General features: G+C 27.3%; 20 protein-coding genes. 6 read left to right on the top strand and 14 right to left on the bottom strand.

Annotated features, from left to right (window positions below):
• Nucleotides 1-19: 19 nt before the first annotated feature.
• The 4 genes from clpP to BUB01_RS04255 form a co-directional block, all read right to left on the bottom strand.
• Nucleotides 20-622, bottom strand: a complete 603-nt coding sequence (gene clpP / locus BUB01_RS04270) for an ATP-dependent Clp endopeptidase proteolytic subunit ClpP (RefSeq protein WP_072985452.1) — start codon at nt 620-622, stop codon at nt 20-22.
• Between the two features lie 134 nt (nt 623-756).
• Nucleotides 757-2049 (bottom strand): trigger factor, encoded by a 1293-nt coding sequence (gene tig / locus BUB01_RS04265; RefSeq protein WP_072985451.1) that lies wholly within the window; start codon nt 2047-2049, stop codon nt 757-759.
• Between the two features lie 124 nt (nt 2050-2173).
• The gene (locus BUB01_RS04260) at nt 2174-2962 is read right to left on the bottom strand and encodes a sugar phosphate isomerase/epimerase family protein (RefSeq protein ID WP_072985450.1); all 789 of its coding nucleotides are present in this window, start codon (nt 2960-2962) and stop codon (nt 2174-2176) included.
• 13 nt (nt 2963-2975) lie between these two features.
• Nucleotides 2976-3794, bottom strand: coding sequence for a hypothetical protein (locus tag BUB01_RS04255; protein ID WP_072985449.1), 819 nt, complete (start codon nt 3792-3794; stop codon nt 2976-2978).
• 169 nt (nt 3795-3963) lie between these two features.
• Between BUB01_RS04255 and BUB01_RS04250 the strand changes: the two genes are divergently transcribed.
• Nucleotides 3964-4794: an MBL fold metallo-hydrolase gene (locus BUB01_RS04250; protein WP_072985448.1), complete on the top strand. Its 831-nt coding sequence runs from the start codon at nt 3964-3966 to the stop codon at nt 4792-4794.
• A gap of 103 nt (nt 4795-4897) precedes the next feature.
• On the opposite strand, the gene BUB01_RS04245 is transcribed toward BUB01_RS04250, so the two are convergent.
• Nucleotides 4898-6253 carry an APC family permease gene (locus tag BUB01_RS04245; RefSeq protein WP_242958365.1) on the bottom strand — a complete coding sequence of 452 codons (1356 nt, stop codon included), beginning with the start codon at nt 6251-6253 and terminating at the stop codon, nt 4898-4900.
• Nucleotides 6254-6632: 379 nt separating this feature from the next.
• Between BUB01_RS04245 and BUB01_RS04240 the strand changes: the two genes are divergently transcribed.
• The 3 genes from BUB01_RS04240 to BUB01_RS04230 all read left to right on the top strand — a co-directional run bounded on the left by BUB01_RS04240 (nt 6633) and on the right by BUB01_RS04230 (nt 10522).
• Complete coding sequence (locus BUB01_RS04240; RefSeq protein WP_072985447.1) at nt 6633-7658, top strand: DUF1646 family protein; 1026 nt, start codon at nt 6633-6635, stop codon at nt 7656-7658.
• Nucleotides 7659-7872: 214 nt separating this feature from the next.
• Nucleotides 7873-9447: a DEAD/DEAH box helicase gene (locus BUB01_RS04235; RefSeq protein WP_072985446.1), complete on the top strand. Its 1575-nt coding sequence runs from the start codon at nt 7873-7875 to the stop codon at nt 9445-9447.
• 151 nt (nt 9448-9598) lie between these two features.
• Complete coding sequence (locus BUB01_RS04230; RefSeq protein WP_072985445.1) at nt 9599-10522, top strand: CPBP family intramembrane glutamic endopeptidase; 924 nt, start codon at nt 9599-9601, stop codon at nt 10520-10522.
• 81 nt (nt 10523-10603) lie between these two features.
• Here the strand turns inward: BUB01_RS04230 and BUB01_RS04225 are convergent, their stop codons facing one another.
• The gene (locus BUB01_RS04225) at nt 10604-10831 is read right to left on the bottom strand and encodes a hypothetical protein (protein ID WP_072985444.1); all 228 of its coding nucleotides are present in this window, start codon (nt 10829-10831) and stop codon (nt 10604-10606) included.
• Nucleotides 10832-11061: 230 nt separating this feature from the next.
• Between BUB01_RS04225 and deoD the strand changes: the two genes are divergently transcribed.
• Nucleotides 11062-11769, top strand: coding sequence for a purine-nucleoside phosphorylase (gene deoD, locus BUB01_RS04220; protein WP_072985443.1), 708 nt, complete (start codon nt 11062-11064; stop codon nt 11767-11769).
• A gap of 100 nt (nt 11770-11869) precedes the next feature.
• Here the strand turns inward: deoD and BUB01_RS04215 are convergent, their stop codons facing one another.
• The 4 genes from BUB01_RS04215 to BUB01_RS04200 form a co-directional block, all read right to left on the bottom strand.
• Nucleotides 11870-13204 (bottom strand): murein hydrolase activator EnvC family protein, encoded by a 1335-nt coding sequence (locus BUB01_RS04215; protein ID WP_072985442.1) that lies wholly within the window; start codon nt 13202-13204, stop codon nt 11870-11872.
• A gap of 159 nt (nt 13205-13363) precedes the next feature.
• A complete protein-coding gene (locus tag BUB01_RS04210) occupies nt 13364-13849 on the bottom strand; it encodes a hypothetical protein (protein WP_072985441.1) in 486 nt (161 codons plus the stop codon).
• Entirely contained in the window at nt 13846-14367 is a 522-nt protein-coding gene (locus tag BUB01_RS04205; RefSeq protein ID WP_072985440.1) for a hypothetical protein, read from the bottom strand. The genes BUB01_RS04210 and BUB01_RS04205 overlap by 4 nt, the downstream gene beginning before the upstream one ends.
• Before the next feature lie 66 nt (nt 14368-14433).
• A complete protein-coding gene (locus BUB01_RS04200; protein WP_072985439.1) occupies nt 14434-15045 on the bottom strand; it encodes a hypothetical protein in 612 nt (203 codons plus the stop codon).
• 213 nt (nt 15046-15258) lie between these two features.
• Here BUB01_RS04200 and BUB01_RS04195 point away from each other — a divergent pair, with 213 nt between their 5' ends.
• Complete coding sequence (locus tag BUB01_RS04195) at nt 15259-16353, top strand: MGDG synthase family glycosyltransferase (protein WP_084108340.1); 1095 nt, start codon at nt 15259-15261, stop codon at nt 16351-16353.
• Between the two features lie 21 nt (nt 16354-16374).
• Here BUB01_RS04195 and BUB01_RS04190 read toward each other — a convergent pair whose 3' ends face one another.
• The 4 genes from BUB01_RS04190 to BUB01_RS04175 form a co-directional block, all read right to left on the bottom strand.
• A complete protein-coding gene (locus BUB01_RS04190; protein WP_072985437.1) occupies nt 16375-18036 on the bottom strand; it encodes an FAD-dependent oxidoreductase in 1662 nt (553 codons plus the stop codon).
• Nucleotides 18037-18176: 140 nt separating this feature from the next.
• On the bottom strand, nt 18177-18740 hold the full coding sequence (gene ahpC, locus BUB01_RS04185) for an alkyl hydroperoxide reductase subunit C (RefSeq protein ID WP_072985436.1): 564 nt from the start codon (nt 18738-18740) through the stop codon (nt 18177-18179).
• Nucleotides 18741-18920: 180 nt separating this feature from the next.
• Nucleotides 18921-19268: an MmcQ/YjbR family DNA-binding protein gene (locus BUB01_RS04180; protein ID WP_072985435.1), complete on the bottom strand. Its 348-nt coding sequence runs from the start codon at nt 19266-19268 to the stop codon at nt 18921-18923.
• A gap of 43 nt (nt 19269-19311) precedes the next feature.
• Complete coding sequence (locus tag BUB01_RS04175) at nt 19312-19656, bottom strand: hypothetical protein (RefSeq protein WP_084108337.1); 345 nt, start codon at nt 19654-19656, stop codon at nt 19312-19314.
• Between the last annotated feature and the right edge of the window lie 4 nt (nt 19657-19660).

Below are 19660 nucleotides of genomic sequence, written 5' to 3'. Positions count from 1 at the left end.
TTAGGCTTTAATAAAACTATTATGCCTTATCTTTACCGATTTCATTCTTATTAATAACTTTATCTATTAATCCATATTCTAGCGCTTCGCTAGCTTCCATGAAATAATCTCTTTCCACATCAAATTTTATCTTATCTAATGGTTTACCTGTATTTTCACTTAATATCTTGTTTAGATTGTCTTTTATCTTTAATATTCTCTTAGCATGAATATCAATATCTGTTGCTTGACCCTGGAAGCCACCTAATGGTTGATGAATCATTATTTCACTATTTGGAAGACCATATCTTTTACCTTTTGCCCCTGATGAAAGCAAAAATGCTCCCATAGATGCTGCCATTCCTATACATATAGTACATACATCTGGTTTAATATATTGCATTGTATCATAAATTGCCATCCCTGAAGTTATAGAACCTCCTGGAGAATTTATGTATAAATAAATATCCTTATCTGGGTCTTCACTTTCTAAAAATAAAAGTTGTGCAACTACAAGGTTTGCAGTAACATCATTAACTTCTCCACTAAGCATTATTATTCTATCTTTTAATAACCTTGAAAATATATCGTAACTTCTTTCTCCTCTGTTTGTTTGTTCTACTACCATTGGCACTAAACTCATAATTCTCACTCCTTAATTTAATATCTATTTATTTTATCTCTTTAGAATAATTATATAAGATTTTTAGCAATTTGTTAATTATTAATTTAAAATAATTGCCAGAAACTTTATTCTGGCAATCATTATTATATATACTATTCAGTTACCTTTGCATTTTCTACTAAGAATTTTACAGTTTTAGCAGTTAATGCATCCAATTTTAACATTTCTTTTTGAGCATTTAAAATAAGTTCAACCATTTTTTCTTCTTCTCCAGCTGAATACATTTTAGCAACTTCTAAAGCTTTAGCTTTTAGCTCTTCTTCAGTTACTTCCATCTTTTCAGCTTTAGTTACAGCATCTAAAACTAAATCAGTTTTAACTTTTCTTTCTGCTCTTTCTTTCATAAATGACTTCATTTTTTCATTATCATTTCCAGTAAATTGATAATATTGTTCTAAAGTTAATCCTTGATATTTAAGTCTTTGTTCTAAGTCTTTTATCATCGCATCAACTTCTTTTTCTATCATTACTTCTGGAATTTGAACCTTAGCATTATCAACAACCTTGTTTACTACTGCTTCTTCAAACTCTGATTTTTCTCTAGCGTCATTTTGTTCTTTTACTTTCTTTTCTATATCAGCTTTAACTTCTTCTATAGTATCAAATTCTGAAACTTCTTTTGCAAATTCATCATCAAGTTCTGGTAACTCTTTAACTTTTATTTCTTTTACTGTAACTTCAAATTTAGCAGCTTTTCCATTTAATTCTTCTTTACCATAATTTTCAGGGAAAGTTACATTAACTTCTTTGTTTTCTCCAACTTTTAGTCCAACTAATTGAGGTTCAAAATCCCCTATAAATGTACCTGAACCTATTTCTAGTGGATAGTCAAAGCCTTCTCCACCTTCGAATGCAACATCATCTACAAATCCTTTAAAATCTATAACAGCTATGTTTCCATTTTCAACTGTTCCTTCTGTCTTAGTTTCAACTCTAGCATTTTTTTCTTGCATAGCTTTTAATTGTTTTGAAATTTCTTCTTCTGAAACTTCATATGAAACCTTTTTAACTTCTACTGCTTTGTATTCTCCAAGTTCAACTTCTGGATATACAGTAACTTTTGCAGTATATACTAAGTCTTTTCCTTCACCTAAATCAACTACTTCTATTTGTGGGTAATCTACTGGTCTTATTGCATTATCTTTTATAACTTGTGGATAAGTTTCATCTATACAAATATTTAAAGCTTCTTCAAATAAAACTTCAACTCCGTAATATTTTTTAACCATTGCCATTGGCACTTTACCTTTTCTGAATCCTGGCACATTGAATCTATGAGCACTCTTTTTAAATGCTTTATTTAAAGCTTCATTGAATTTAGCTGCTTCAACCTTCACCTCAAATTTAACTACATTAACTTCTATTTTTTCCATTTTAACTTCCATTCGTATATTCCTCCTAAAATAGTGTAAACTACTAATTGTTCTAGTAACTAGGTTATTATACCATATTAGTCCTTTTTGTTTCAAATGTTTATTAAAATTTATTTAAAAACATTTTTAAATATTTCTAAAAACATATTAAATTTTCTAAGAACGACTTACTTTCTATAATTTCTTTTGTACTTTTAAAATTTTCATTATACACTTCTATTATTATTGAATTCTTGTAATTGATATCATTTAGTTTTTTAAAAATCTCTTTATAGTTTACATCACCTTTTCCTGGTAGTAAACATATTTCTTTATCACTTCTATCATTTATGTGGAAATTAACTAAATCCTTGCCCATAATATCTAAGTAATTCATGGGGTTTTCTAACGCTTTATACGCTTGTTTTATGTCAAAAGTATAATAAAGTTCACCTTTAAGCTCTTCTTTTAAGAATTTCAAGAAATCTAAATCTTTTGACATACACCAAGAAACATTTTCTTGGGCAAGTTTTATGTTGTTTTCAGAAGCTATATAACATAACTCCTTATATACATCTAATATTAATGAACGATTAATATATTTAAAATCAGAGAATCTCATTCCATGGAAAGTATAATATTTCCCTCCTAAAAAATTTGTAGCTTTACAAATTTTTTTAAATACTTTTATACAATCGTCTCTTCTCTTTTTATAATTATCAAACAAAAATGGTTCATACATACTTGAAAAAAAATGAACAGAATTTATAGTAAAATTATGTTTTTGTTTTTCTTCATTAATTATTGACAAAAAATCCTGTTCTAATTCACAAAAAGTATTAATAAATATTTCACCGCTATTAAACCCCAAGTTTTTCATATAAGATATAGACTTTTCTAACTCAATAATAGGATAAAAACAAGCCGACGATATACCTATGTTCATATGTTTCTCCTTATTACTGCTTTGCTGTAAGTGTTCCATCCACATTCACTTGCTTTATATTTCCATCTACACTTACCTCTAAAACATCTACACTTGTTTTATTTAACTTTACATCTTTACCCTTAGCTTCAAATATAGTCCTATGAGATTGACCTTCTATATCACAAATCCAAAGATACTTGTCTAAATCTTGTTGATTTCCGAAATAAGGCAAATTACTTATATAAGCTATAGTATTATCGTTTATGAATTTTGCTTCAGCAGTCCAAATTAAATTAGGATAGCTTTTCAGCATCTCTTCTTTTGAATAAGTTTTTCCATATGACTTAGATTCATAACCCTTTTTAACTATATTCTTAACTTCTCCATTTGAATTAACAACCAACAAATCTTGATTTTTACTATCTACAAGTACCAAATTACTTTGGGACTTATTTATATCGTAACTTGAATAATCACTACTATTATCAATAGTAAGTATTTTTTTTACTCCCGCCTCTTCACTATAAGTTATTTTCACATTGTTACCTGAAGACATTTTTATCTCATAATATTTTTCTTTCGGTTCTTCTTTTTCCTTTTTTACAGCTTCCTTACTCTCTTCATCCTTTTTTTCTATTTCCTTAGGTTTCTTTTCTACATCTTTAGTTTTACTGTTATCTTTTGACCAAATCTTAGCTACTGAGTTTTTAATATTTCCCAAGTTATTTGGCTTAACTACAAAAAATATAACTCCAACTACTAAAATTGAGATTATAACAATCGAAATAGTAAGCTTTCTTCTCTTCATTTTTCTTTGATATTCTTTACTAAATATACTAGGCTTACTCAAACTCATATCCCTCCAAGTCTTCTATATATTGTATCATATTGTATCAAATATTATTATAACTCATTCTTTATCAAAATAATAATATATTTTTGTATTATTATTTTATATGTTGTATAATGTTTATAAAAATTAACTCAAATATATTGATTTAATACTTATTGGAGGATATATGACTAAAATCAATTTTTTAGGAACTGGTAATGCTATGGTAACAAAATGTTATAATACTTGTTTTACCATAGAAAATGAGTATGGTGAACACCTTTTAATAGATACTGGTGGTGGTAACTCAATACTTACTCAACTTGAGAATTTGAATATATCAATATCAAAAATTCATAATCTTTTTTTATCACACTCTCATAATGACCATATAAATGGTATTACTTTTATTATAAGAGCTGTAGTTGAAGCTATATTAAAGGACCAATATAAAGGCACTCTCAATATTTATGGTCATAAGACCGTATTAGATGTAGCCAAAGCATTATGCCACCTATTACTTGAAGAAAAATTCACAAACCTTTTTGATGACAAAATATTATTTATTGAAATCTCAGATAATAATGACATTGAAATATTAAACTATAAAATAAGTTTTTTTAATATTGATAGCACTAAGAGGCTACAGTTTGGTTTCAAGCTAATGACAAATGATAATATTAGCTTGGCATTTATAGGTGATGAACCTTATAAAGCATATCTTTTTAAATACTGTAATAATTCGGACTATCTTATTCATGAAGCATACTGCTTATATGAAGAAAGAGAAATCTTTAAACCTTATGAAAAATCTCACACAACAGTAAAAGAAGCTTGTGAAAATGCAACTGAACTTAATGTAGATAACATTATCCTCTTGCATACAGAAGATAAACATATAGAAAACAGAAAAGAGTTCTATTCTGCCGAAGGAAGATATTTCTTTAATAAAAATATTATAGTTCCAGATGACTTGGAAACTTTGGAACTTACTAATGAATCTTCGAAGATTTTATAACAATAAATATTTTATATACATTAATAAGAAGCATATTAAATTAAAAATTAATTTAATATGCTTCTTATTTTATTAACTATAAAATTACTTAAAGATACAGCCTTTATGCTATATTCTGCGCCTGTTCTTCATTTTTTGAAGTTCTATTTTTCTCATGCATATATAAATAAAAAGGTATTCCCATAAGTATAAGAAGAAATCCATACATAACTATTTCTGCTCCTGCTCCATATATAGTCCACATAGCATAAACAAAGCCTATTATAGGGCATATATTCTTCTTTATAAATTTGAATATAGTGACTTTACCATCTATAACATTTAACAAGAATATTTCATTTGCACAAGCTATAGCGAATACAGGTAAATATGATAATGTTGCAAATAAAGCTACAAAAGAAAAAGCCCCACTTAATCCTTTTGTGAAATTCATAATTAAAAGTATATTAACTAAAACACTTCCTATAATTAAACTTATATATGGTGTTTTAAACTTCTTATGTATTTTCGAGAAAGATTTAGGAAAAACTCCTCCCATTGATGCTGCATATGAAATTCTAGCTGTAGATAATAACCACCCTATAGCAGTTCCCCCTATACTTACAAAAGATAAAACAGCTATATATTTTCCTACTTTACCACCAAATGCAATCGCAAGTATATCTATAATAGGAGTATTTGATAGCGCTAAGGCATCACTTTTCATAGCTCCCATAGCAAAAAAACTTATTGCCATATAAAAAACTGTTGCTATTAATATACCTAATATAGTTGCTCTTTTTATATTCTTTTCTGGATTTTTTATTTCTCCACCTGTCACTGTGGCTGTTTCAAGTCCAGTAAATGCCCATAATGTAGCTGTTGCCGCTGCTGGTATAGTACCCACGCCCTTACCTTGTGGAAATATATTTCTTATATTATTAAAATCAAAATTCCTCGCGGCTACTATTATAAATACTAAAAACAAACTCATTTTTATAACAGTACTTGTAGATTGTATTTTAGATGCTGTTTTTACCCCTAATATATTTATTATAGTACAACCCCATAATATACATGTAGATACTACAAATCCTATTAAGTTATTATAACCTACAACTGGAAAAACAAATGCTATACAACTAGTTACAGCTATTATAATAGCTGCATTTCCAATCCAACAACCATTCCAATATAACCAAGCATTTAAAAAACCAGTAAGATCTCCAAAAGCTAGTTTAGAATGTTCATAAGGACCTCCTGTTTTAGGTATTGCTGATCCTAATTTTCCAAAAGATAGTGCTAAAAATATTGATCCTAGTCCTGTTATTCCCCAAGCTATCATTGTTGCACCAGGACCAGATGTCCTAGCTAAGGTAGATGGAAGCATAAATATACCTGATCCTATCATATTACCAATTACTAAAGCCGTTGCCATAAACAGTCCTAATTCTTTTTTTAATTCAAATCTTTCTTCCAATACTTTTTCCCTTTCTTAACTCCATCAATTATTACTTATTTCTCTAATCTCAACACCTTTTTAACTTAAACTTAAAAGTTAATATATAACGGAACTTTTTTTATTAAAATTCTAACCTTTGCTATTGTAATATCCAATGTATAAATAGTCAATATATTTGTATAAATATTGACCATTTTTAAATTTAATATTTTGTTAACAGTTTTGCGACGTTGCTTGCATATTTTACATAATAATGCTACAATTACATAATGCAAAATAGTATTTAATACTATTTACTGAGTATTAAAATTATAATTTGGTATTTAAAAAGTGAAATAATGCTTAAAATATTATCCTTTTTTACTTTTTAAATATATTTTCACAAGGAGGAATCTTTATGTTAATTTTATTAACTATATTATTATTAGCAATCTTCATACTACCTTTAATTTCTGAAAAAGTAGAAAGTAACTTAGAAATATTTTTACTTATAATGGGCTTTTTATGTGTTATAGTATCAAAAACTTTAACTATTGATCTTATAATTCATATTTTTGAGAATAAGTTCTTATATATAATAGCTTTTACTGTTTTAATTGGAGGTTTATTATTTAATTATTTTAGAAATTCAGTAATTAAATTTTTTGATATTTTGTTAAATAAGGTATCTATTAAAATAATAGTATTTACTTTAATAGTTGTTCTTGGACTTTTATCAAGTGTAATTACAGCAATAATAGCAGCTTTATTATTAGTTGAATTTATTCATTTCTTACCATTAAAAAGAAAAAATAAAATAATTATAAATATAATTGCTTGTTACTCCATAGGTCTTGGTGCTGCACTAACTCCTATCGGCGAACCACTTTCTACAATAATTGTATCTAAATTAAATGTAGGTTTTATGTATATTTTCAATCTTATAGGTATATATATAATACCTATAATAATAATTCTTGGTATCTTAGGTGCTTTCTTTGCTGTAGTAGATACAGATAAAGATGATTCTTCTGAAAATATAATTAATGAGGAGGAATCTAACAAGGATATTGTTATTCGTGCTGTAAAAGTATTTATATTTATTTTTGCACTTGAATTACTTGGACAAGGATTTAAACCTATAATAGATGAATATGTATTAACATTAGATGGTAAAATTCTTTATTGGGTAAATATGTTGTCTGCTGTACTTGATAATGCAACACTTGCTTCAGCCGAAATAAGTCCTCAAATGTCCGCATTACAAATTAAAGCTATCTTAATGGGGCTATTAATAAGTGGTGGTATGATGATACCAGGAAACATTCCAAATATTATTTCTGCTAATAAACTAAAAATTAAAAGTAAAGAATGGATTAGATTTGGAGTTCCTCTAGGCTTTATTATATTATTTATAATATTTATAGTACTATTCTTTTTATAATATATATTTATTGAAATATGCATCTTGTTTTTATAAGGTGCATATTTTTTTATAATTTAAAAATTTTAGATATATGAACAACTTATACGATTGCATTTTTTATTGACTTATTTTTCAAATTAATAATTAATTGCTTAACTGAACATAATATGATATGATAACATTTGTGCTAAAATTTGATATGATTAAATTTAAATACAGAAAGAGGTAAAGAATGAACAATATAAAATTTGAAGATTTAGGATTAAAAGAAGGGCTACTTAAAGCTATAAAAGATATGGGCTTTGAAGAGCCATCTCAAATACAAGCTGAAAGCATTCCTATAGCTCTACAAGGCTTTGACATAATTGGTCAAGCGCAAACTGGAACTGGTAAAACTGCTGCATTCGGTTGTGCTATAATAAATAATATGACTCCAAATAGAAAACTTCCAAAAGCTCTAATACTTGCTCCTACAAGAGAACTTGCTATACAAGTTAACGAAGAACTTGTGAGACTTGGTAAACACGAAAGATTATCTGTATTACCTATATATGGCGGTCAACCAATAGATAGACAATTTAGAGCTTTAAAGCAAGGCGTTGATATAGTTGTTGGTACTCCTGGAAGAATATTAGACCATATAAGAAGAGGAAGCTTAAAATTAGATGAAATAGAATTCTTAGTTCTTGATGAAGCTGATGAAATGTTAAACATGGGCTTTATTGAGGATATTGAAGAAATAGTTAAATCAATGAAATCAGAAAGACAAACTCTTTTATTCTCAGCTACTATGCCAAAAGAAATTAAAAATCTTGCTCAAAGATATATGAAAAAAGATTTACAACATATAAGCATTAAGAAAAATTCTTTAACAGTTTCTAAGATATCTCAATATTATTTTGAAATAAAACATAAAGATAGATTCGAAACTCTATGTAGAATAATAGACTTCGATGAACCAAATGCTGCAATAATCTTCTGCAAAACTAAAAAAGGTGTTGATGAATTAGTTGAAGCTATGCAATCAAGAGGTTATGTTGTCGAAGGTATGCATGGTGATATGACTCAAAACCACAGAATGATGACTTTAAAAAAATTCAAAGAAGGTAACCTAGATTTCTTAGTTGCTACAGATGTTGCTGCAAGAGGGATAGACGTTGAAGGTGTAACTCATGTTATAAACTATGATCTTCCACAAGATAATGAATCTTACGTTCATAGAATAGGTAGAACAGGAAGAGCTAACAGAGAAGGAATAGCTTATTCACTTGTGACTCCAAGAGAATATATATCTTTAAAGCAAATACAAAAAGCTACAAAGAGCACTATTCATAGAAAAGCTGTTCCTACTGCTGATGAAATATTTGAAACTAAGTTCAAAAATATTATAAATGATGTAAAAGAAACTATCGAAGAAGAAGATTTTGCAAACTTTGTTCCAATAGCTACTGAACTTGACGAAGAATACAACTTAGTAGATGTGGCTGCTGCATTAATGAAAATGCTATTTGACAAACAAACTTCTTTTGATTATTCACAAAATTCTTTAGAAACTCCTGCATCTGCTGAAGTTAGATTATTCCTATCTATAGGTAGAAGAGATGGAATAACTCCTAAAACATTGGTTAACTTCATCAAAAACACTGCTAGAGTAGGTTCAAATCAAATTGGTGATATTGACCTTCTAGAAAATTTCTGTTTTGTAAATGTTGCTGAAGATGCTTATGCTAGAATCATGGATAATTGTTCTGGACAAAAACTAAACAGAAGAAAAATAAACATAGAAGTTGCCAAACAAAAAAGATAATTAAAATATAAAAAATCGGTCATTACTTCATGGCTGATTTTTTTACTATATAAAAGCATATAATAACCTTAAAATTTCCACCTCTATTGAATATACATAATTTTCCATGGTATTATATTTATATTATTATCTATAATGGAGGTTTTATATTATGAACTTAAACACTATTGGAAAATCTTTTAGAATGGTTGAAGATGTATTTAGTGGTAAAAGAATTACCAATTTAATTCTTACTATTCTTTCGCCAATACTTTTTTTATTAGCTTCTGGAATTCCAGCAACTCTAATAAATATCTTAATCGGCTTTACTATTTTCAATATTAATCCCTTTTTAAAAAGTAATGCTGAAAATACTAATTTTAATTTAATATCTATGATTATAAACACAGGTTTTGTTATACTCGCTGTGTTCTTATGGGTTAAATTTTATGAAAAAAGAAATTTAAAAACATTAGGTTTCTATAAAAAAAATGCTTTTAATAAATATTTAATAGGTTTTTTCTTTGGTTTCCTAATGTTAGCTTTAAGCGCATTAATTATAGTTATCACTTGCGATGTTGAAATTACCCCTGGAACACTTACCTTTTCAAGAATGTTTCCTTTTCTTTTAGTTATATTAGCTTGGCTAATTCAAGGTGCTAGTGAAGAAATTTTATTACGAGGTTTTATGTTACCAATTCTTTCAAAACGCTTTGGTATCTGGACTGGAATATTAGGTAATTCCATTATATTTGCTGCACTTCATCTATTAAATCCTGGTATAGCACCACTTGCAATATTAAATTTGATTTTATTTGGAATTTTTGCTTCTCTTTACACTATTTATTCAGGTAGCCTTTGGGGAGCTTGTGCACTTCATTCTGCATGGAACTTTACTCAAGGGAACATTTTTGGTTTTCTAGTAAGTGGTACTCATGCTTCTGGTGATATAGTTATGTTTATAAACTATAAATCAAATAATTTAATAAACGGTGGTACCTTTGGACCAGAAGGAGGCTTAACTGTAAGTTTACTTCTTATACTTGCCTCCATATTATTGATTAAACTAATAAAGAAGAATGAATCTAATAAATAAAAAATACACTTTAAACTATTTTCTTTAATATAAAAAATCAGTAAAGAACTATATCAATTAAGTTTTTTACTGATTTTAATTTTATTTATTTTTACAACAAGTATTTGTATCCTTTTTACTACAACTAGAACAATTTCCTTTTGCACATCCCGATGAACATCCTCCACCTGAAGAACAACAACCTTTTTTTACTATATACTCTCCTGCCATTATTCCAAGTTCTTTAATTATATTTTCATCTATTATAACTATATTTTCTGTGTAATCCTCATAATCAGGAGTATTCTTTAAAAGAGATTTCTTAGCCATATTCTACAACCTTTCTAGCTATTTATATTTTATAAATTAAAATTATATTTATTAAATACTTAATAAATTATAATAAACCTATAATTTATTGAAAATTAATTTCATTTATATTCTAAATCATTTCTCCTATTATTACAATTTTTATTTTTATTTGTTCTTTATATTATTTTCCCATTATTATATAATATATTATGTAAACATTTTTATCTTAGAAAGTGAGGATTCTATTTATGAGTATTCATATTGGTGCAAAAGAAGGACAAATAGCTGAAACCGTTTTACTACCTGGAGACCCGTTAAGAGCTAAATTTATAGCAGAAAACTTTTTAGATGATGTAATTTGCTATAATGAAGTAAGAGGTATGTACGGTTTTACAGGTACTTATAAGGGAAAGAAAATATCTGTACAAGGAACAGGTATGGGAGTTCCTTCAATTTCAATCTATGTAAATGAACTTATCACTAGTTATGGAGTTAAAAATCTTATGAGAATAGGAACTGCTGGTAGTATGAAAGCAGACGTTAAAGTAAGAGACTTAGTTTTGGCTATGAGCGCTCATACTGACTCTGCTATAAATAAAATAAGATTTAGCGGAAGAGATTATGCTCCCACAGCTTCATTTAACCTTTTAAAAGAAGCCTACGATGTAGCAACAGAAAAGGGCTTTGAGCCAAAAGTAGGAAGTGTATTTACAGCCGATAGTTTTTATGGAGATGATATTGATGCTTGGAAAATTTGGCCTAAATTTGGTTGTTTAGCTGTAGAAATGGAAACTGCAGCATTATATACTTTAGCTGCTAAATTTGATGTTAACGCTTTATCAATGCTTACAATTTCAGATTCTTTAGTAACTGGTGAACTTACAACATCTGAGGAAAGACAAACTACATTCACTAAAATGATGGAAGTAGCTCTTGAAACAGCTATAAGATTATAAAATCACACTAACCTTGAGTTAATATTTACCTTAAGGTTAGTATAATTATTAAAACAAGCTAAAAATAAGCCAAGCTTTTCAAATAAAGCTTGGCTTACTTTTAATTAATATATTGCATAGGATTAGTATGTTGTCCATTTATTCTTACTTCAAAATGTAAATGTGGACCTGTACTCCACCCTGTTGAACCAACATATCCTATTATATCACCTTGATTTACTTTTTGTCCTACTGAAGCATTAAATCCACTTTGATGAGCATAAAGTGTTGAATATCCACCACCATGATCCACTATTATCATATTACCATATATATAATGATAAGTAGCTGTAGTTACAACTCCACTTTTAGCTGCTTTAATAGGTGTTCCACTTCCTACAGCTAAATCTACCCCTTGATGAAAGCTCTGCTTTCCTGTTACAGGATGTGTTCTTGGTCCATAAGCACAAGATATATAGCCTCCTACTGGTCTTATAAATCCGCCTGAACTAGGCTTAACCCCATTACTTTGTCCTGAATTTCCATTGTTCCCACTTTGTCCACTAGAAGAGGAGCCAGACTGTCCACTTTCAGTTTTACTTAAATTGTTAAAAAAGCCCTCTAATTTAGCATTATCTTCTCCCAATTTTTCTTGTTCTCTTTGTATTTGTTTTTCTCTTTCACTCATATTGTTAATAGCTTGATTCTTATTATCTTCTAACACCTTTAATTCATTTATATCTGAATCATATTTATTCTTAGCAGATAAAAATTCACCTTGAGTAGCTTTTACTTCATTTCTTTTTATTTCAGCTTCTTTTTGATTTTTTTCTAACTCATCCTTTTTTCTTCTTAATTTTGACTTATTACTTTCCAATTCTTCTTGAGCTTTTTTTACCTCATCAATAAGCTGATTATCATTTTGTACTACAGTTGTTAAACCAGTTAAATTATTAATTAAATCACCTAAACTATCAGATGTTATCAATATGTATATTACCTGATCTGAAAAATTAGATTTATATATTTCTCTAAGCCTTTCTCCAAGACGTTCTTTCTTTTCAGCTTGTTCCTTTGCCTTTTTATCTATATCTTTAGATGTTTTTTCTATATCATCTTTTACATCTGTTATATTTTTATTTATCTCATCAACAAAATATTGAGCTGAATCAACCTTACCTTGTACTTCATTTACCTTTTTCAAAGATTCTTCTGCTAAATCATTTTTTTGCTTTATTTGATTTTTAACTTCTTTTAGCTTAGCATTTTCTTCCTCTTTATCTTCAGATATATTTTTTTGTTCATTTTCTAAATTATTTATTTTATTTTTGTTAGCTTCTATTTCAGACTGTATCTCTTCTTTTGATTTTGCTTGTACATTTTTTGGATTACTAACGACTAAACTAAAAGCTATTGTAATACACATAAATAATGACAATAATCTATTCTTCTTCATATCTCTTCTCCACTTCTTAATATAACCTTTCATAATACAATTATATACAAAATACTTGGAGTTTTTAAGAGAATTTTAATTTTTTATAAAATTAATAAAAAATTAAGTCAAAATAAATTTTATTTCAAAAATTTATACAATTATTTTATATATTATTAGCTAATCTATAAATTCAAAAAAATTATTATAAATTTCCCCAACTTGCTCAATGCTATAACTTATAAACTTCAAGTTCATAACATTTTCAGCCTTTTCTTTTATTTTATCTTCATATCCATAACTTGTTATAATCACCATTCCGTCCAAATTGTTTAATATAATATAACCATAAAAATGTTCTATATCTTTTTCTTTTAACATTTTTTCTTCTTTACTTATAATTAATCCATACTTTATTCCATTTTTACAGCAAACAAAAAAATCATCATATACATTAACAAAATCTATAAAACAATCTTTTTCTAAGAACTTTTTACACAAAAAAATATATTCTTCTTTAGTAAAATCTTTCAATGATTCTATTACACTACCCTCTTTAGTACTTAATCTTATAAGTTTAACAAAATCCACCAACTTCTGAACTATAAGTAAAATTATATATGCACTAAGTATAATTAACATTGATTCTAAAGTTCCTATTATCATATAATTATCTCCTCATCATAACCTTCTATAGTAAGATTTCTAATTTCATAAGCAAGTTCTACTCCATTTATACATATTATATCTATATTCTTATCTTTTATAACTGTAGCAAGCTTATATATATTATCTCCTATTACTCCATTAGTTATAATTATAGATTTCTTTAAGTTTAACTCGTTTAATTTTGATATAAATCTCAAGACCTCTTTAACTTCTAATACATCTTGAGTTATATCTAATTTTTTAATAAATACACCAAAAGCATTTTCACCAGCATAGCAAATCCATATATTTTCTTCTAAAATTTCAATATCTCTATAATTTTTATATTCTAAATATAAAGTTACTTTGCTAAAAAACTCTTCTTTATTCATAGAATTTAATAAATTTACATTCATAAGACCTTTAGCTTTAATATCACTATAAACCGATAAACTAAAAAGCTTTAATAAATATCCTGCAATCTTATTTAAAATAATAAGTATTAGGAAAATCACAACTATATTTTTAAAATTCATTCTTATCCCTCTTATTTTTAATAATATTCATCTAATATTATTAACATTTTTTCTATTTTTATACAGTTATAATTTTTGATTTATTATTTTTATTAATTTATCAATTTCAGAACCATATTTAAAACCATATATATTTTCTAACTTAGAGGTTTTTACTTTCAGTTTATTAATGCTTTCTAATATATTTTCTTTTCTAGAATTAAGCATATCTTTAGAACCACTTTCCTCATTAATTAATCTTTCTTTATATTTTAAAGTATCATATTCTTTGATAGACTCATCACAGCTTCTTAATGCTTCATATACCTTACTTATTTCTTCCAAAACCATTTTCTCATCTTCATTAAATGTAACCCCATCATTTTTCTTTATATTATAAAGATCCTCATATATCCATTTTTCATACTCTTCATTATTTTTTATGAATTTATATACGTTTTTACTTGGAAGATTTATAACCTCAATTCCATCTAATTTAACAAGTTTAATATCTTCCATATTTTTTATAGAATCTAAATATTTTTCTGAAATTTCTTTTCCTTTATCCCATATATTTTCCCTAATAGTGTCTGGTCTTGTTTTATAATTAAAAGTAAATAAAAATATTGCTATTATTATTATTGAAGCTATTATTATAGTAAATATAAACCCCTTAATCACATTCTTATTCATATTCATTTACACTCTTCCCCTAATATACTATTCACATTATTATATGCTAATAAAATTATAGTTAAGTATATATGTTTTAATTAATATTCTTTAATGAGCCTTTTATATTATAAAAACTTTATTTATTATTAATATAACCTTAAGATTTAAATAATAATGTCTTAATATTTTTCAGCTATTATATTTTTATAGATTAAATTTAAATATGGGAGTTAAATTATGAAAATATTAATTTTAACAACTTCTACAGGACAAGGTCATAATCAAGCAGCAAATTCACTTGCTAAAACTTATAAAGCTAAAAATCATACTGTATCTATATTTGACTTCATACCTGAAGAAAAAAAACTTCAAAATCTTCTTATAGTAGAAGGATATGAATTCCTAGCAAAAAATTTACCTAAGCTCTATGGTAAGTTATATAAAATTACTGATAGTAAGCTAACAAATAAAAGCTTAAATCTACTACTATCTCCTATAAAAAATCTCGTATATAAAAAAATCCTAATTGAAAAACCTGATCTTATTATAGGCACACACCCATTTGCAGTTAAAATTATAGGAAACTTAAAGTCTAATGGTCTTAACGTTCCTTTTATATCTGTAGTAACTGACTTTAAAGCTCATTATACCTATGTAAATCCTGCTGTAGACGCTTATATTACAGCTACTGAATATACAAAAAATACTTTGCTTATAAGAAAAGTACCTGAAAATAAAATTTATCCAGTAGGCATTCCTATTAGAGAAGATTTTTTATATAAAACTACACAAAAGAAAAATAATAGATTTACAATTCTAATTATGGGTGGAAGTATGGGCCTAAGCGGTATTGAAGCTTCTCTAAACGAACTCATTAATAATCCTAATCCACTTGACATAATGGTTATATGTGGAAAAAATGAAATCTTGAAAAAAAATCTTTCAAATAAATTTGGAAACAGAAGAGAAAATAAAAATATAGAAATATTAGGTTTTACAAAAGATATACCATATTATATGGAAAAAGCTCATATTTTAATATCAAAACCTGGTGGACTTACTGTATCTGAAGCAATAGCAAAAAAACTTCCTTTAGTTTCCCCTTTTGCTATACCTGGGCAAGAACAAGAAAACCTTGAGTTTCTTGAATCCGTAGGTGCAGCAGTAGCATTAAAATCTATAAAAGATTTAAATTCCACCATAAATCGGTTCATCATCAACCCTTTATTGATAGATGAAATGCAAAAATCCCTTGAAAAGCTTGCCAAGGACTTTTCACTTGAAACTATTCTTAGTTTATCAAATAAATTAACTAAGAAAAGCTATGCTTAATTTTTAAGCATAGCTCCTTTTTTACCTATTTACCATATCAAGTATTTCATTTATCTTTTTAGCTCCAAAATATACATCCTTATCATTTATTATTATTGCTGGAACACTCATAAGTTTATACTTATTTTTTATATCTTCAAAATTTGATAAATCTATCATTTCAGTTTCTACATTAGGATTTTCTATTGCAATCCTTTGAGCTGCAACAACAACATCTGGACAATAAGTACAAGATAAAGAAACTCCTACTTTTATATTAACTTTTTTGTCTATCGCTTTAATATCTTTTAATATATTTTGATCTATAGCTTGACCTGGACCACCATAGTTATATATAGCTAATACAAATGAATTTAATTCATGTCCACCAGGTACTCCATGGAATTTAACTCCACTATATTCATTTTTATCATTTAATAAAGCAACTACTGGAAATTTATCTGCATTTATTTGTTTTTCAAAAGCTAAATCTTCTCCCTTATTTAATATTTTAGCTTCTAAATTTTCTCCCAGTTCTACTAAATCTAAAATAAATTCTTTAAGCTCTATAGATTTAGCATTATTAGCATCTACTACTGATGCTAGAATTACTTTTCTTTCAATTTTTTCAAAAATAGGCCTTAATTGATTTTTTAAGGCTTCATTTAGCAGAGAACTTCTTCCTGCTTTATTTTCTATCTTACTTTCTTTTTTAACTTCTTCTTTTAATACTTTTTTAACTTCTATATCTTTAATTCCTAATCTTTCTTTTTCTTCAGTTATATATTTTTCTGCATCTGTAGCTGCTATAGCGCCATCAGCTACTGCTGTTACTATCTGTCTTAAAGATTTAGGCCTTAAATCTCCAGCTGCATATACCCCTTTTACATCTGTTTTCATATTTTCATCTGTTATTATATATCCATACTCATCCATATTAACATGATTCTTAAATGATTTTGTTTTTGGTTCATAGCCTACAAATACAAATATACCAAAAGTTCCATCTTCCTTAGGTGGATAGTAATCATACTCTTCTTTAGTTATATTGTTTATAAGTCTTACTGAGCGAAGTAATTCATCTCCCTTAGCTTCTATAACTTCAGTATTAAACCTTACTTCTATTTTAGGATTAGCTTTAACCTTATCTCCTATTGATTTTGCACAAGTAAACTCTGGTTCCCTAGCTATCACTATTACTTTCTTAGCAAATCTAGTTAAATATATAGCTTCTTCTGCAGCTGCATAACCTGCACCTACAACTAAAACTTCTAAATCCTTAAAAAACTCTCCATCACAAGTAGAACAATATCCAACTCCTCTTCCTTTAAATTCTTGTTCACCCTTAAATCCTAAAGCCCTTGGTGATGCACCTGTAGCTATTATTATAGCTCTAGTTCTCAATAAACCATTATCAGTCTTAAGATCTTTTACATCTTTAGTTAAATCCATATCTAAAACTTCAGTTTTTAAAAATTCAACACCAAAATCTTCTGCTTGAAGCTTCATTTCCTCCATAAGTTTTGGTCCTGTAGTTTTTCTTACTCCTGGGTAATTTACAATATCTAAAGTAGTTGCTGCTTGGCCACCACCATTTCCTTTTTCAACTATTAGTGTATCAAGCTTTGCTCTTCCTGCATATATCCCTGCTGAAAGCCCAGCAGCTCCACCACCTATAATAATTAAATCATATATTTTATCCATAATTTTTCCTCCTTATTATATCTTCCATTGCTTAAGTTATAAAAACAAAATCTACACCTAGAATTTATAAACTTTACTTTTATAACTTTAGTTAAATTCAGAGGTATGATATTAATAATCATACCTCTGAAAATTTAATTTTATAGTTTTCCTACTAAATCTAAACTAGGTACTAAAGTTTCTGCTCCTGGAGTCCATTTAGCTGGGCAAACTTGATCACCATGTTCATGAACAAATTTACATGCTTGAACTTTTCTTAATAATTCTTCAGCATTTCTTCCAACACCTGCATCATGTACTTCATATGCTTTGATTTCACCTTCTGGACTAACTATAAAAGTCCCTCTTAATGCTAAACCTTCTTCTTCAATCATAACATCAAACTGTCTAGCTAAAGCCCCTGTTGGATCTCCTATCATTGGATATTGGATCTTATTGATTGTTTCTGAAGCATCAGCCCATGCTTTGTGTACAAAGTGAGTATCTGTTGATACTGAGTAAATTTCTGCACCTTCTTCTTTAAATTTAGCATAATTATCAGCTAAATCTCCTAATTCTGTTGGACATACAAATGTAAAATCTGCTGGATAGAAGAAGAATACTGACCACTTTCCTTTTATTGAATCAAGAGTAACTTCTTTAAAGTCTCCTCCATGATATGCTTGTGCTTTAAAATCTTGAACTTTCTTTCCTATTAATGACATAATTAATTCCTCCTATATATAACGAAGTTTGCTTCGTTTATTTAATATTCTTTATGTGTTAATAATAATTATTATTTAATAAAAAGTCAAGGCTTTTTAATGGACTTTTTTCTCAAAAATAAAAACTAGCTTTATAAAGCTAGTTTTATCTACGTTATACATTAATATTCTATCTATTTTCTATTTTAATTTAATATATATTTCTTCTCTTTCTTTTTTAGAAAATGTTTTAACAACAGCTTCATAAGATTCCTTTATCATAGCTTTTATAATTTCCTTTGGAACATCACTATCTATATTTATAGTATTCCAATGTTTTTTATTTAAATGATAACCAGGTCTTACCCCATTAAACATTTCTCTATATTCTAAAGCTCTAAAAGGTTCACATTTTAGTGATATTTCATGATTTTCATTAATAAGTGCAAACATTTTATTATTTACTTTAATGACTAAAGGTTCTTCTCCAAAGGGATAATCTTTAATTGTTTTGGGCAAACTCAAACAATAATTACAAAACTCTTCCATTTTTACTCCTTTTAAAAAATAAGTGTAAAAGCAATACTTGCCCTTACACACTTTTCATTCTTTTAAGTTTATTTATATATAAATAATTACTAGCTGTAACCGTTTCTATTGTTGATATATCATCATCTACCGAATCAAGTTTTGAAAGTACATCAGTTCTAAACTCAGTTAAATCTGCTGTTTGATCATAAACAGAATCCACTTTCTTTTTAATATGTGTCACATCACTCTTTAACATACTTACATCACTCTTTAATATACTTACATCAGCCTTTAATGTACCTACATCTTCTTTTAAGTCAGCTATATCATTTTTTATAGGTTCTAATTTCTCATCTAATTTTTTATCAAGCATACTACTTAAAGCTTCTAAAAATTCTCTATCCAAAAAT

Origin of the sequence: Clostridium cavendishii DSM 21758, from assembly GCF_900141845.1 — a bacterium.
Lineage (GTDB): Bacteria > Bacillota > Clostridia > Clostridiales > Clostridiaceae > Clostridium_AG > Clostridium_AG cavendishii.
The sequence above is the reverse complement of the archived record's forward strand: the minus strand, read 5'-3'. Positions and strand labels throughout refer to the sequence as shown.

Coding starts and splice junctions, on each gene's coding strand:
- tig (WP_072985451.1), bottom strand. CDS start 2,049: ATGGAAGTTAAAATGGAAAAAATAGAAGTTAATGTAGTTAAATTTGAG.
- ahpC (WP_072985436.1), bottom strand. CDS start 18,740: ATGTCATTAATAGGAAAGAAAGTTCAAGATTTTAAAGCACAAGCATAT.
- BUB01_RS04230 (WP_072985445.1), top strand. CDS start 9,599: ATGAACTTAAACACTATTGGAAAATCTTTTAGAATGGTTGAAGATGTA.
- BUB01_RS04215 (WP_072985442.1), bottom strand. CDS start 13,204: ATGAAGAAGAATAGATTATTGTCATTATTTATGTGTATTACAATAGCT.
- BUB01_RS04240 (WP_072985447.1), top strand. CDS start 6,633: ATGTTAATTTTATTAACTATATTATTATTAGCAATCTTCATACTACCT.
- clpP (WP_072985452.1), bottom strand. CDS start 622: ATGAGTTTAGTGCCAATGGTAGTAGAACAAACAAACAGAGGAGAAAGA.
- deoD (WP_072985443.1), top strand. CDS start 11,062: ATGAGTATTCATATTGGTGCAAAAGAAGGACAAATAGCTGAAACCGTT.
- BUB01_RS04250 (WP_072985448.1), top strand. CDS start 3,964: ATGACTAAAATCAATTTTTTAGGAACTGGTAATGCTATGGTAACAAAA.
- BUB01_RS04210 (WP_072985441.1), bottom strand. CDS start 13,849: ATGATAATAGGAACTTTAGAATCAATGTTAATTATACTTAGTGCATAT.
- BUB01_RS04200 (WP_072985439.1), bottom strand. CDS start 15,045: ATGAATATGAATAAGAATGTGATTAAGGGGTTTATATTTACTATAATA.
- BUB01_RS04205 (WP_072985440.1), bottom strand. CDS start 14,367: ATGAATTTTAAAAATATAGTTGTGATTTTCCTAATACTTATTATTTTA.
- BUB01_RS04225 (WP_072985444.1), bottom strand. CDS start 10,831: ATGGCTAAGAAATCTCTTTTAAAGAATACTCCTGATTATGAGGATTAC.
- BUB01_RS04260 (WP_072985450.1), bottom strand. CDS start 2,962: ATGAACATAGGTATATCGTCGGCTTGTTTTTATCCTATTATTGAGTTA.
- BUB01_RS04190 (WP_072985437.1), bottom strand. CDS start 18,036: ATGGATAAAATATATGATTTAATTATTATAGGTGGTGGAGCTGCTGGG.
- BUB01_RS04180 (WP_072985435.1), bottom strand. CDS start 19,268: ATGGAAGAGTTTTGTAATTATTGTTTGAGTTTGCCCAAAACAATTAAA.
- BUB01_RS04195 (WP_084108340.1), top strand. CDS start 15,259: ATGAAAATATTAATTTTAACAACTTCTACAGGACAAGGTCATAATCAA.
- BUB01_RS04235 (WP_072985446.1), top strand. CDS start 7,873: ATGAACAATATAAAATTTGAAGATTTAGGATTAAAAGAAGGGCTACTT.